At 62.5% G+C, this 12,973-nt stretch carries 11 protein-coding genes and 1 tRNA gene; 7 read left to right on the top strand and 5 right to left on the bottom strand.

From position 1 onward, the window contains the following. Positions 1–23 precede the first annotated feature (23 nt). Complete coding sequence (locus AC4HIX_RS19335; RefSeq protein ID WP_490400188.1) at positions 24–659, top strand: TetR/AcrR family transcriptional regulator; 636 nt, start codon at positions 24–26, stop codon at positions 657–659. 218 nt (positions 660–877) lie between these two features. Here AC4HIX_RS19335 and AC4HIX_RS19330 read toward each other — a convergent pair whose 3' ends face one another. The 3 genes from AC4HIX_RS19330 to AC4HIX_RS19320 are packed head-to-tail and all read right to left on the bottom strand — an operon-like array spanning position 878 to position 4,327. Next, positions 878–1,681 (bottom strand): 3-hydroxybutyrate dehydrogenase, encoded by an 804-nt coding sequence (locus AC4HIX_RS19330; protein ID WP_490400187.1) that lies wholly within the window; start codon positions 1,679–1,681, stop codon positions 878–880. Then, a complete protein-coding gene (locus tag AC4HIX_RS19325; RefSeq protein WP_490400186.1) occupies positions 1,674–3,176 on the bottom strand; it encodes a class I adenylate-forming enzyme family protein in 1,503 nt (500 codons plus the stop codon). The genes AC4HIX_RS19330 and AC4HIX_RS19325 overlap by 8 nt, the downstream gene beginning before the upstream one ends. Continuing rightward, entirely contained in the window at positions 3,173–4,327 is a 1,155-nt protein-coding gene (locus tag AC4HIX_RS19320; protein ID WP_490400185.1) for an acetyl-CoA acetyltransferase, read from the bottom strand. Before AC4HIX_RS19320 ends, AC4HIX_RS19325 begins: the two co-directional genes overlap by 4 nt. A gap of 76 nt (positions 4,328–4,403) precedes the next feature. Here AC4HIX_RS19320 and AC4HIX_RS19315 point away from each other — a divergent pair, with 76 nt between their 5' ends. Next, positions 4,404–4,952, top strand: coding sequence for a LuxR C-terminal-related transcriptional regulator (locus AC4HIX_RS19315; RefSeq protein WP_490400184.1), 549 nt, complete (start codon positions 4,404–4,406; stop codon positions 4,950–4,952). 298 nt (positions 4,953–5,250) lie between these two features. Then, the gene (locus AC4HIX_RS19310; protein ID WP_490400183.1) at positions 5,251–5,892 is read left to right on the top strand and encodes an alpha/beta family hydrolase; all 642 of its coding nucleotides are present in this window, start codon (positions 5,251–5,253) and stop codon (positions 5,890–5,892) included. A gap of 25 nt (positions 5,893–5,917) precedes the next feature. Here the strand turns inward: AC4HIX_RS19310 and AC4HIX_RS19305 are convergent, their stop codons facing one another. Further along, positions 5,918–6,853, bottom strand: coding sequence for a LysR family transcriptional regulator (locus AC4HIX_RS19305; protein WP_490400182.1), 936 nt, complete (start codon positions 6,851–6,853; stop codon positions 5,918–5,920). Positions 6,854–6,936: 83 nt separating this feature from the next. Here AC4HIX_RS19305 and AC4HIX_RS19300 point away from each other — a divergent pair, with 83 nt between their 5' ends. The 3 genes from AC4HIX_RS19300 to AC4HIX_RS19290 all read left to right on the top strand — a co-directional run bounded on the left by AC4HIX_RS19300 (position 6,937) and on the right by AC4HIX_RS19290 (position 8,784). Then, positions 6,937–7,959, top strand: a complete 1,023-nt coding sequence (locus AC4HIX_RS19300) for a PhzF family phenazine biosynthesis protein (RefSeq protein WP_490400181.1) — start codon at positions 6,937–6,939, stop codon at positions 7,957–7,959. Between the two features lie 188 nt (positions 7,960–8,147). Continuing rightward, positions 8,148–8,672: a GNAT family N-acetyltransferase gene (locus AC4HIX_RS19295; protein WP_490400180.1), complete on the top strand. Its 525-nt coding sequence runs from the start codon at positions 8,148–8,150 to the stop codon at positions 8,670–8,672. Between the two features lie 35 nt (positions 8,673–8,707). Continuing rightward, positions 8,708–8,784 (top strand) — tRNA-Arg (locus AC4HIX_RS19290). 236 nt (positions 8,785–9,020) lie between these two features. Here the strand turns inward: AC4HIX_RS19290 and AC4HIX_RS19285 are convergent. Then, positions 9,021–10,640, bottom strand: a complete 1,620-nt coding sequence (locus AC4HIX_RS19285) for a sensor histidine kinase (RefSeq protein ID WP_490400179.1) — start codon at positions 10,638–10,640, stop codon at positions 9,021–9,023. A 236-nt stretch (positions 10,641–10,876) separates the two neighbouring features. On the opposite strand from AC4HIX_RS19285, the gene AC4HIX_RS19280 reads away from it, so the two are divergent. Further along, positions 10,877–12,298: a methyl-accepting chemotaxis protein gene (locus tag AC4HIX_RS19280; RefSeq protein ID WP_490400178.1), complete on the top strand. Its 1,422-nt coding sequence runs from the start codon at positions 10,877–10,879 to the stop codon at positions 12,296–12,298. Positions 12,299–12,973 lie beyond the last annotated feature (675 nt).

Below are 12,973 nucleotides of genomic sequence, written 5' to 3'. Positions count from 1 at the left end.
AAGCAAAGAGGGACGCAAAGGACGTGAGCAGCACCGGCCAGCATGGGGAAGGGCTGAACGCCAGGGAGTTCAGCAAGTCCAAGAATCGGCGTCATCTCCTGGAGTCCGCAGCGGAAGCCATTTTCAGACACGGCTTCCGGGGGGCGACCATTGCCGCAATTCAGGACATTTCCGGCCTGTCGCGGGGCATGATAAATCTGCATTTCAAGACCAAGGAGAACCTCCTGCTGGCAGTCGCCGAAGATTTGGCGAACAGCTACTCCGAACGATGGAAGAGGGTGGCCCTGGACCCGGCCCTTCCGGCGGCGGAAAAATTGAAGGGGATCGTCAAGCTGGATGTTTCGCCGGACCTGCTCAACCGGCGCGATGTCGCGGTTTGGTTCGCCTTCCGATCTGAAGTCTATTCGAACCCGGAGTACCGGCAGTACATCGATTCCAGGGATGCAAATCTGCGCAATGTGCTGATTGAGATTTGTCAGACTCTCATCGACGAGGGGTCCTACGCCGGCGCCGATGCAGAGCTTGCAGCCGACGGACTGATCGCTCTCCTTGAGGGAACGTGGACCGACTTTCACTTGCACGCAGATGATTTTGACCGCGGCAAGGCTGAGCGGACCTGTCTGTATGTTGCAAAGAGCTTGTTTCCGGACCACTTTTGACATTGTCCAGATTGATCTGCTGAGAGCGGTTGCCGACCGCAGTTTCAGGTGAGTTTTTGAACTCGTGACCGGCTCCGGGGGGCAAATGGGCGCAGCCGTTCGCCTCCCCGGGCCGTCAAGCTCTCAAAGAGGACGGAAATCCGAGGCACTGACGCGCACCTGAAAGACGCGAAGAAAGGGGCCAAGCGGCATCGCGGCGCCGGTGCTTGCCCCGCTAACTATTGCGCCGTCCAGCCGCCATCGACGGGAATGGATGCCCCCGTGACGTTATGTGCCTCGCGGGCGCAGAGCCAGAGCGCCAGCGCACCGATTTCAGAGGGGTCGGAGGTGCGGCGGGAGGGTTGTTTTTCGGAGAGAAGGTCGGCAATCCCCGCTGCTCTGTCGCCGCCGTGCAGGGCGGCGCGGGCCTGGACTTGGGGCTCGATGATCGCGGTTTCCGTCCAGCCGGGGCAGATGCAGTTGACAGTAATGCCGCCCGTGTCGCGGCTGCCCTGGCTCGCGTATTCCAGCGCTGCGACCCGGGACAGCCCCACCAGCCCGAACTTCGATGCCACATAGGGCGCCTTGTTCACCGAAGCGACCAGCCCGTGAACCGAGGCAATATTGACCACCCGCCCGTATCCGCGTTCGGCCATTTTGGGCATGGCCAGGCGCATCGTGTGAAAGGCCCCCGTCAGGTTGACACCCAGCACAGCATCCCATGTGGCGGTGTCTGCCTCCGCCAGGGAGACGGTTTTCTGGATGCCCGCGTTGTTTGCGAGGATGTCGGTGCCCCCCCATTCTTCCATTCCGGCCATCATGGCTTCGACCGCCGTTGCGTCCAGCATGTCAGCATCGAAAAACCGGGTTTCCGGAGCGCCGGCAGCGGTGACTTCGGCCATAGCGGCCCGGGCTTGCTCCTGATCGGCCAGCCCATGCACGGCCACGCGGGCGCCCGCACCGGCAAAAGCCTTGGCCATTGCCAGCCCGATGCCCTGAACAGAACCTGTTACGAGGGCGGTCTTTCCGGTCAGATCAGTCATGCAGTTGCTCCTGTTGCAGCATGGCGCGCAGATCGGTTTTCAGCACCTTGCCATAATTGTTCTTGGGCAGTTCCGGCACAAAGAAGTATTCCTTTGGCCGCTTGAACCGCGCGATCTGTTCCAGGCAGCGGGCGTCAAGCGCCTCCTGTGCGGCCGTTCCCACGACAAAGGCCACCACTTCTTCGCCCCACTCCCGGTGGGGCCGGCCCACCACGGCCGCTTCGGAGACCTGCGGGTGAGACAGGAGAACGTCCTCCACTTCGCGGGGATAGATGTTGGATCCGCCCGAGATAATCATGTCCTTCGAGCGGTCCATCATCGTGACATAGCCGTCCTGGTCCATTGAACCCATGTCGCCGGTCCAGAGCCAGCCGTCGCGGATTGTCTTGGCGGTGGCCGCGGGGTTGCGCCAGTATCCTTTCATCACCGTCGCCCCGCGAACGGTGATTTCGCCAGTTTCGCCGGGCGGCAGCTCAGCGCCGGATTCATCGGCGATCCGGACCATGACAGCGCTCTGGGCTGTGCCCACGGAGTTCAGCCGCGCGCGCCACCGCGGGTGGCTGCGGCCGGCCACGTCATTGCGCGGCAGTACCGTGATGCCCATGGGGCATTCACCCTGGCCATAGACCTGAATGAAACGCGCGCCCATGGTCTCAACCGCGTCCAGAATATCTGCCTCATACATCGGCCCGCCGGCATAGGTGATCGTGCGCAAACCTTCGCCATCCTGGCCCGTTGCCTTGGCGTGACTTGCCAGGCGGCGCACCATGGTGGGGGCTGCAAACATGGAGATGCTGCCAACCGACCGCCCCAGGGCGAGAATTTCTTGCGGATCGAACCCGCCGCTTTCCGGCACCACATGGCGGGCGCCGCGGATCACGTGCATGAAGTTGTAGATGCCAGCCCCGTGCGACATCGGCGCCGCGTAAAGGATGGCGTCTTGGGGCAGCACATCATCGACATCGGTGAAATAGGCATAGGTCATGGCGGCAATGTTGCCGCACGTCATCATCACGCCTTTGGGCTTGCCGGTGGTGCCTGAGGTGTAAAACAGCCAAACCATATCGTCGGCGCCCAGCATCTCCGGCCGCGCCATCGGCGATGACCGCAGAAGCTTATCCCACTCTGCCCCGTCCGCCGAAACCACCGGTCCGCTCAGGCCGGGCGCGTGCTTGCCATCGCTCAGCGTCAGGGCTGCGCCGGCGTTTTCGATGATCCAGCCGGCCTCCTTCGGGTGCAGCTTGGCGTTAACCGGTACGGCCGCGGCACCGGTGAACCAGATACCGTACAGCGCGATCAGGTACTCAATGCGGTTGCCCATGAAGACCGCGACCCGGTCGCCCTTGGAAACGCCGCGTGCAGCCAGCCCCGTGCCAAGGCGCGCTGCCGCGTCGCGAAAGCCCGCATAGTCCAAAATGGTCCGGTCCCCTATGAGCAGGGCAGGACGTGCACCGGCGCGCAATGCAGCCCGGTGCAGCCACTCGGCGGGGTTCATGAACGGGCCTCCAGAATGGAGCAGTAATTGGCAACGCCGGAACCGCCCATGTTGAAAACACCCGCCAGCTCTGCCCCGGGTTTCTGCAGCGGCCCGGCCTGTCCGGTGACCTGCTGCGCAGCCAAAACATGCATGGAAACACCGGTGGCGCCGACCGGGTGGCCCTTGGCCTTCAACCCGCCCGACAGGTTCACGGGCAGGGCGCCGCCGGCCATGACGGTGCCGTCTGCCACCGCCCGGGCCCCCTGGCCCTGCGGCGCCAGGCCCATCGCCTCGTAGATCATCAGCTCGGCGATGGTGAAACAGTCATGCACTTCCGCCAGGTCGAGGTCATTCACGCCGATGCCGGCCTCTTCAAAAGCCATTTCGAACGCGCGCGCCGCACCTGCGAGGCGGGTCATGTCCCGGCGCGACATGGGCAGGTAATCATTGACCTGGCAGGCGGCGCGGAACCCTGCCGCGCATTCAAAGCCGGCGCGGTCTTCGGCCACCATCACCAGCGCGGCGGCACCGTCCGAAATCAGCGAGCAATCCGTCAGCCGCAGCGGCGGAGCGATCACCGGGTTCTTTTCGCTGGGCGTGTTGCAGAACTCAAAGCTCACGTCCCGGCGCATCTGCGCCAGCGGGTTGGCCTGCGCGTTGGCATGGTTCTTAACGGCGATACGGGCCAGCGTCCCGGACTGGTCGCCGTAGGCCTGGAAATAGCCGCTGGCGATCCGGGCGAAGATCTGCGGAAAGCTGACCCCCGCCTCTTCGGTCTGATAGGAGGCGCCCGCCAGCGCCGCGGTCACCCCTTTGGTGTCAAGCGAGGTCATCTTCTCCGCGCCAATCACCAGGACGGTCCGGGCAGATCCGGCCCGGATGGCATCGCGCGCCGCATAGACCGCCGCCGAGCCCGAAGCGCAGGCGTTTTCCACCCGGGTTGCAGGCGTGAAGCGCAGCCGGTCATCCAGGCCCAGCACAAGCGACGACGCAAAGGCGTCCGGCACCATGCCGCTGTTGAAATGCCCCAGCCAGATTGCATCGATCTCTTCCGGGCCGACACAGGCCATTTCGATCGCCTCCGCGGCGGCGGCCTGGATCAGCTCCTCAAAACTCTGGTCCAGCGCACCGAATGGTGTGTGGCCCCAGCCAACAATTTTTGCGTCCATATCTGCCTCCCTTGACGTGAAGACAGGCTAATTGTGTAACGATGGCGGCGCGATCCGTGTAACTACGTAATTATCCATGAATGCTGACCTTGAATCCCTTGCCTTTAATCATGCCCCGGTCGGGCTGATCTATGCCGAAAACCGCCTGATCCGCCGCTGCAATCCGCGGTTTGCACGCATGTTCGGATACCGGGCGAAGGATCTCGAAGGGCGTTCCCTTTCGGTGCTTTACCCGTCGATGGAGGAATACCGGCGCATCGGGGACCTTGGCCTGCACAAGATGCAGGGCACCGGCCAGTACGAAGATGAGCGCATCATGCGCCGCCGGGACGGTTCGCATTTCTGGTGCCGGGTACGGGGGCAGTCGCTTGATGCGGATACGCCTTTTGCCCGGTCGGTTTGGACGTTCGCCGATATTTCCGAGCACCGCCCGATCACAGAGATGACAGCGCGGGAGCGGCAGGTGGCCAAGATGATGGCCGAAGGGCTTACCAGCAAGGAGATCGCGCGCGGGCTTGGCATCTCACCGCGGACGGTCGAGGTCCATCGCGCCCGGCTATTGGAGAAATTCGGTGCGCGGAACTCATTGGAGTTGATCGCGCGCATCACCGGTGTGCCGATTTAGCGTGCCTTGGTTTGCGTGCCCGCGGAGCACCGGGGGGCGGCCCCAAAGCGACGTGCAAGTGCAGACGCGTTTTGCCGCCGCCACAATTGAGCGATATGGCTCGGTGTCTCGCTGGGAACGGCAGGATCAAAATGCTCTGGCCTGAGCACCTCCGCTGCAAGCGCTTCAGTTTCCAGAGGGCGGAGCGGTCTTGCGGCCCTATTTTGTTTGCGCGCATGGTGGTTCCGGATGCAGCTCTCGCCAGTAACAGCGGCAGCTCATGCCAAATTCTAAGGGGCGGTTCTGAGGGTAAGCTTTCATGTCTGAATTCAGGTTTCTCTTGAATGGCGACGAACCGGGGCGCGCCACCATTCTCCTCGCCCACGGTGCAGGGGCGGCAATGGACACGCCCTTCATGACCACGATGGCAGAGGCCCTTGCCGCCCGCGGGATGCGCGTTGCCCGGTTTGAATTCGCATACATGGCAGTGCGCCGCAGCGGCGGCCCGAAACGGCCGCCGCCGAAGGTTGAGGTGTTGCAGGAAGAGTACCGCGAAGCCATCAAGACGCTTGCCTGCAGCGGCCCGCTGTTTATCGGCGGCAAGTCAATGGGCGGCCGGGTCGCCAGCCTGATTGCCGATGATCTTTGGGCTCAGGAACGCATCCGAGGATTGGTCTGCCTTGGCTATCCGTTCCATCCGCCTGGCAAACCCGAAAAGCTCAGGACCGGGCATCTGGCCGGACTGAGAACGCCAGCGCTGATTTGCCAGGGCACCCGTGACCCGTTCGGCACGCAGGGGGAGGTTGCAGGCTATGACCTTTCCGGTGCGGCGGCGTTTTGCTGGCTGGAAGACGGCGATCATGACCTGAAGCCGCGTAAGAGAGTGACCGGGCTGACGCAGGAGCAGCATTTGCAGTCAGCTGCCGAGGAGATCGCCCGCTGGATCAGGGCGGCGGGCTGAGGCCCGGCTGCTGAGATGAAGGCTCCTACGGTTTGCCGAACAGCGCGGCCTGCTGTTTGCGGATCTCCGAAACCTCTGCCTGAAGCCAGGTCCGCAAGACCTGGTACCCCTCCGTCGCCGCATTGGCCGGCGTGGTGACCAGCCAGTAGCGGGCCCGTGATTTCACCGGCGGGCCGGCAGCCTCCAGAAAGCCGGCCTCCAGATCATGTTCGACCAGCAGGCTGCGCCCCAGCGCAATGCCCATGCCGCTGATTGCGGCCTGGATGGCCAGGTCGGCGCGGGCAAAGGCACTGATGGAGCGCTCAAACCCGATGTCCCAGCCGCGGCCCGAAAAATAGGCGTCCCAGCTGAACCCGGTGCCGTCGGTTTCGCCGAAGCGGTCGACCAGCAGGCGGGCGCCGGGCTGCTGGCAATAGTCCTGAAAGGATTGCGGCCCCAGGTAACCCGGGCGGCAGACCGGCAGCAGCACGGCCTGCAGCAAGGGCTCCGAATGCAGGCCTGGATATGGCCCCATGCCATAGCGGATCGCGGCCTTGGCCTCGCCTGCGTGCAGGTCGGCCAGCCGGTCATCGACGTCCACCAGCAGATCCAGGCCGCTGGCCTGCGCGCGCTGCAGGGCGGGCACGATCCACTTCATCGCCACCGAAGACGATACCGAAAGCCGCAGGCTGCGGCTGGTTTTCAGGTCCTGCAGCCGGGTGAGCGCGGCTTGCCAGACTCCGCCGCTTTGCTGCGCGGCCTCGCAGACGATGCGGCCGGCGTCCGTCGGAGTGATCCGGCGGGTGGTGCGGTCAAACAGCGGCACGCCTAGGGCCTCCTCCAGCGCCTTGATCCGGTGGCTGACCGCGGATTGCTCAATCCCCAGCCGTTCCGCAGCGCGGGTAAAGTTTTGTTCCTCGGCAATGGCCGCCAGCAGGGGGGCGCTCTGCAGAAGTTTAGGGAGAAGGCTGTCGTAATTCATGAATCCTGATCATAGTTATATCAGTATTACAGGCGCAAGAGTTTGGTCATGCTGACAGCAGTTCATGAAAAGGAGTTCGCAGCATGACCCGGAGCACCACATCTGTCACCGCCCGCATCGTTAATGGATTTGTCACCCTTCGCGACACCGGCGACGCGGAATTGCTTGAGGCCGGCCGCGACGGGTTGATCGATGCGGACCTCAAGCGGATCAGCCGCGGCAGCGGCGGGCACGTGCAGGCAGCCGGCGGCAACCCCGCGGGAGTTGTGCTGGATGCCGATGACCTTAGCGAGGCACAGATGCTGGAAATCGCGCAAAAGGTTGGGCTGTCGGAGACCGCGTTCGTTTCGCGTTCCGCCACAGAGGGTTTCAAGCTGGACTTCTTCACCCCGGCCCGGCGCATTGCCCATTGCGGCCACGCGACCATCGCGACCTTCAGCTATCTGGCCGAACTCGGGCGGGTTAAGGAGGGCGAGACCTCCAAAGAAACCGTTGACGGGCCTCGGAAAATCATCGTCCGGGAAGGCGCGGCCTATATGGAGCAGCTGGCGCCGCGCTACGAGACGGCCGCTGATTGGGCGGGCCGCGGTGTCCAACTGCAGGATGTGCTGGCCGCGCTCGGCCTTGCCGAAGACAGCCTGGATCCGCGGTTTGCGCCGGTGCTTGCCAATACCGGCAACAGTTTTGTGCTGGTTGCAGTCAAGGACGCCGCTGCGCTGGCGGCTATCCAGCCCCGGCAGCCGCAGATCGAAGCCATCAGCGAGGCGCTGGACCTGATCGGGTTCTATGTCTTCACAACGGATCCCGCTGCAACCTCTGCCGATGCCACGGCACGCATGTTCGCGCCGCGCTATGGCATAGCTGAGGAGTCGGCAACCGGCATGGCCGCCGGGCCGCTGGCCTGCGCGCTCTATGACCATCTTGGCATCCGCAAGCCCAAGCTTCTGATCGAGCAGGGCCACTACATGGTGCCGGCGTCGCCCAGCGAAATCACCGTCGAGCTGGATCTGGAGGCGGGCCGGATCACTGGCCTGATGGCGGGCGGTTTCGGCGCCGTGATGAAGGAAATGGAGATCTGTTTACCGGAACGGTGCCAGGGCACTTGACGGCGGCGGTCCTGTTTCTGATGTGTTCGTTTCCCCGGACCGTTGCCCTTGGCAACGGTCCTTTTCCGGGCCGCTGAGTGATAAGGAATTATCTTTCCCTGACAGTAAACACAGAGTAGGGATCGTGCCAGGCCGGTGCGTTATGTGCCGGACCGCACCGGTGACCGATGGTAAGATCGTGAGGCAATATGGCGAACGTAGAGCACCGCAGCAGCCCGGGTGGCGCCGGCACCCCTGTTTCCGGATTTGAAATCAGCCCGGCAAGCCCGGCGGAACCGGATGCCGCCGCGATGATCCGGCGGCATCTGTCGCAAATGGCTGCGCAGTCGCCTGAGGAAAGCTGCCATGCCTTGGACGGCAGCGGGCTGGAAGGGCCGGATGTGCGGTTCTTCCTGTTGCGCCAGAGCGGCAAGGCTATTGCCATGGGGGCGCTTAAAACCTTGGACGATGGCGCGCGCGAGCTGAAGTCCATGCATACGCTGGCAGAGGCCCGCGGCAGCGGGGCAGGGCGGGCGATGCTGGATTTCCTGCTGGCGCTGGCCCGGCGCGATAACGCCTCTGGCATTTATCTGGAAACCGGGTCGACGGATGATTTCCTGCCGTCGCGCCGTCTGTATGAATCCCTGGGGTTTGTGCAATGCGGGCCATTTGCGGACTACGGCGAGGACCCTTGGTCGGTCTTTATGCACCTGGACCTGCGCGCCGCGGCTTGACCCCCGGCCGGAGCCTGTCATAACTGGCGCCACGCGGTCCCTTAGCTCAACTGGATAGAGCAGCTGACTTCTAATCAGCAGGTTGAGGGTTCGAGTCCTTCAGGGATCGCCAATTCTCGTTATTTCTCTTCTGAGCCTAGCGCTTTGTCTGCGCAGGCACTGCGCCGGCGCAAGGTCCGTTTCCGGGCGATCAGGTTCCTGACTTCGTCGGCAGCCCGGCTGTCCCCAGGGGCGATCCAGCAATCTGGAAGGTCTGCTTGAGCGGTACGGGAGACGTCTGTGGCGGCTTTGGCCCAGAGGACCCTCACGTTTCCTCCAGGGCGGAGTCCGCTGCGGCGGATTTCCAGTTTATCCGCCTTTCTGCTGAAGCTCCTGCTGCTTTGGCCAGGTGAAGCGGAATGCGCAGCCTTCTCCGGGGGCGGAACGGACGGAGATCGTGCCGCCTGCGCGCTCCAGATGCTTCTTGACGATTGACAAGCCGATGCCGCTGCCCTCGACCTCGTCGCGCGATTTCAGGGTCTGGAACATTTTGAATACCTGATCGTGGTACTCGGGAGCGATGCCGGGACCGTCATCGGCGACTGAAAACAGGTAGTTTTCGCCTGCGTCCTCTACGTTTACCCAGACCGTGCCGGTGGCGCGGTCATTATGCTTGATCGCGTTGGAAACCAGATTGGTGAAAATCTGCTTGAGCGGCATGTTCGGCAGCTGGATACCGTCAATGCCGGGTGCGATACTGATGGTGAACCCCTCCGGCTTTTCGACCAGCATCAGGACCTCACGCATCAGCTCGCCGCCAGGCATGGTCTGCTGATACCTGCTGTCTTGCTGGCGGCCTGCCCGGGAGTATTCGAGAAGATCATCGAGCAGCCGGTCCATCCGTGATACCCGGGCGCGGAGCAATTCCAGGTTTTCCCGGCTGTCATCATCCAATCCGTCCGCCAGATCTTCCTCCAGCCACTGGGAGGCGTTCCCGATCACGCGCAGAGGCGCGCGCAAATCGTGGGAGGCGACATAGGCGAAATCGTCCAGGTCCCGGTTCGAGCGGGCCAGTTCGCTCATGATCTCTTCACGTTCCGCCTCGGCGTGTTTGCGGTCGGAAATATCGCGGACAATGCCGCTGAACAGATGATGGCCGCCCACCCTGACCTCGCTCACCGACAGTTCAAGGGGAAACGTGCCGCCGTCCTTGTGCTGCCCCTGAAATTCCCGTCGTGTGCCGATATTCCTGTTTTGACCGGTCCGCAGGTGGGCGGCGAGGTAGCCATCGTGCCTGGAGCGATAGGGTTCAGGCATCAGGAACTTAACATTGCGGCCAACCGCTTCGCTGGCGGAATAACCGAAAATCTTTTCGCAGGCACGGTTGTAGCTTTGAATAATACCCTTGCAGTCAATTGTGATCATGCCTTCGGCGGTGTTGTCCTGTATTGCAGTCAGCTCCTTCTGTTTCTGCTCCAAAAACAGCTGGTTGGTCTTCAGCTCGTGCACAACGGAGGCGATAATCCAGATCGCAAACAGCGTTAGCGCCCTGTTCATCAGGACAACGCTTTCGTCTATGCCGATCCGCTGGAACAGGAAGTAACCGGTCACCGTCAGCACAGTTGCAATCTTGGCGTAAGTGAAGGCAGCCTCCGGTTTGGCTGCCCATACGGCAAGTATGATGAAAGAGGCATAGATAAGTCCGGCAGCGACGCCCAGGGGTGTCAGGTAATCAAACAGAAATCCCCCGGCCGCCAGCCCGGCTGCAATCCGTTTCTCGTGAAAGCGCAGCCAGGCTTCGGAGAAGCGGGACTGACGGGAGGCTGCTTGCTTGGCAATTGTCATGTCTGTCGCTTTCAGTTGTCGCCGCCCGCGCGGTTTATCACCGATCCGCGGGTTTATGCTGTACCTGGCGCGGAGTGCAGCCAGACTGCCGCGTGAATAGCTCACGGCGCACAAAACATCTTGTGGCGTCATCTCTACTATCATCACAACCTTTGGTTGTTAACTCGTAAAGATGGGCGGTGCGTGTGACTACGCGGCGCCATTGTGCACAGGGCTATGCAGATCCAGGTGTCCCGCCGGTGTGTCAGGACAGGGCCGGGCAGGGTGAAGTCATCGTAAAACCCGCGCCCGAACGTGCGGGCCGGTGTTAAGAGATTTCTTTTGGAATCGGTCTACTCCCTTCGGGAGCACAGAGAATCAGGAATGCGCGGAGAAGACTTTTGTTTTTCAAATTCAAGGCAGCACGGCCCGCAGAACAGGACAGCGGCGCCAGGATCATTGCAGACGCTGTTGATGCCACCCAAGCCGTTGCTCAGTTCAACCCGGATGGTGACCTTCTGACAGCAAACGGCAATTTTCTTGCCGCCATGGGCTACAGGATGGAAGAGATCGCGGGGCAGCAGCACTCGATGTTCGTAGCGCCGGAGATTGCTGCCGGAGCGGAATACAAAAGCTTCTGGAAAAAACTGGCCTCTGGCGAGGTGTTCACTGGGCAGTTTCCGCGGATAGCAAAGGATGGCTCCACCGTTTGGTTCCAAGCCAGCTACGCACCGGTTGCCGAAGCCGGGGGCGCTGTTGAGCGTGTGGTTCTCGTTGCCTCGGATGTGACGGAGCGGCGTCTTGGCCTGCAGGAAATCGCCCGCGGTCTTGAGGCGATGAGCCAGGGGGACCTGACGGTGCGGGTCAAATTGTCGGATCAGGCCGATATCGCGGCGCTGGGCGAGGCGTTCAACCAGTCAGCAGGGCAGCTGGAAACCGCCATGGGAGCGGTGAAACAGGTGTCTGAGGCCGTGGAGCGCACCGCCGGTGAGATGACAAAATCGGCCGGTGAATTGTCCCAGCGCACCGAGAGCCAGGCAGCAACCCTGGAGCAGACTGCGGCTGCCATTGAGGAGCTGACCGGCACAGTGCACTCCTCCGCAGAAGGCGCAGAGAAGGTGGAGGTCATCGTCAGCGACGCCAAGACCGCAGCTGAGCGCAGCGGCCGGGTGGTCACGGACGCGGTGGCGGCAATGTCGCAGATTGAGGCGTCGTCGGAGGAAATCGCCAAGATCATCGGAATGATCGACGATATCGCCTTTCAGACCAACCTGCTGGCGCTCAATGCCGGGGTTGAGGCGGCGAGAGCAGGCGAGGCGGGCCGCGGGTTTGCGGTTGTCGCGTCGGAGGTGCGGGCACTGGCGCAGCGCTCTGCGGGGGCGGCCGGAGAAATCAAGCAGCTGATCGGCCAGAGCAAGCAGCAAGTGGCCACCGGGGTGGACCTGGTCGGAAGAACCGGCGAGGAACTGCAGCAAATCATCGAGAGCGTGGGCACCATCTCGTCCCATATCAGCGGCATTGCAGCAGGGGCCAAGGAGCAGGCGACATCGCTGAGTGAAATTAACCTGGGTGTTTCGCAGCTGGATCAGGTGACCCAGCAAAATGCAGCGATGGTGGAGGAAGCCTCTGCTGCAAGCCGCCTGTTGTCCTCCGACGCCAGCCAGCTGACACGGGAGGTCTCCAAGTTCCGCGGCGGCGCCAGCCTTGCCGTTGCGCCCGCCCCGGAGGTGTATGCTGGAGGGCATCAGAAGCTGGCCGCGCCTGCGGGGCCGACCGCAGCGGTAGAGATGCTGCCGGCCGCGCAGGGCTGGGACGACTTCTGAGTTTTTGGGCAAAAGCCGGCTGGCGCCGGTGATATATGGGCAACGCTCCGCGGCGGCTGCTTGCCAGGCCTTCGCGGGGCCGTTCCGGACGGTCCTGTGCTATTAAGCGCCTTCGGAGCGGAGAGTTGAAATGGCCCGCCGCTCCGTACACCGTCAGACGCGATATCATCGGCCTCGATCACCCGGCGTCTGGCTTTCGGTTGCGGTGCGCCGCGCCAGAGATGCATTCCAGGTCCGTGCGTATCATGCGGTGGCGTGCTTGCCGTATTGCGGCAGCAGGCAATGAAATAGGCGGCGGTTTCTGGCGCACTTGAGACCCGTGCAGGTTCCTTTGCGGAATCGGTCGGCTGCCGGGCCATTTGCGGGATTGGGCTCCGACTCGCGTGACTTCCCAGAATTGTGCCCTGAATACATGTGCCCCCAATATATAGTGGTGCTGCGGGACACAGGGTCACATCGCTCTATTTAGGCTTCGCGGCAGCGCTGGGGAGACGCTGCGATTTTTTGCCGGAATGCACAAATCGAACAGGCGCAAGTAATTGATTTTTATTCATCTTTCGGGCCGTTGCGTGAAAAGTCACCAAAACTGCAAAAAAGGGGTTGCGACTCTTCGGCGCTCACCATAGAACACCCCTCACCGGCGGCGCTGAGGCGCTGACGGTCACCACCGAGGGT

The sequence above is a fragment of the Leisingera sp. genome (assembly GCF_982940295.1).
This window is presented reverse-complemented; position numbering and strand designations above follow the sequence as displayed.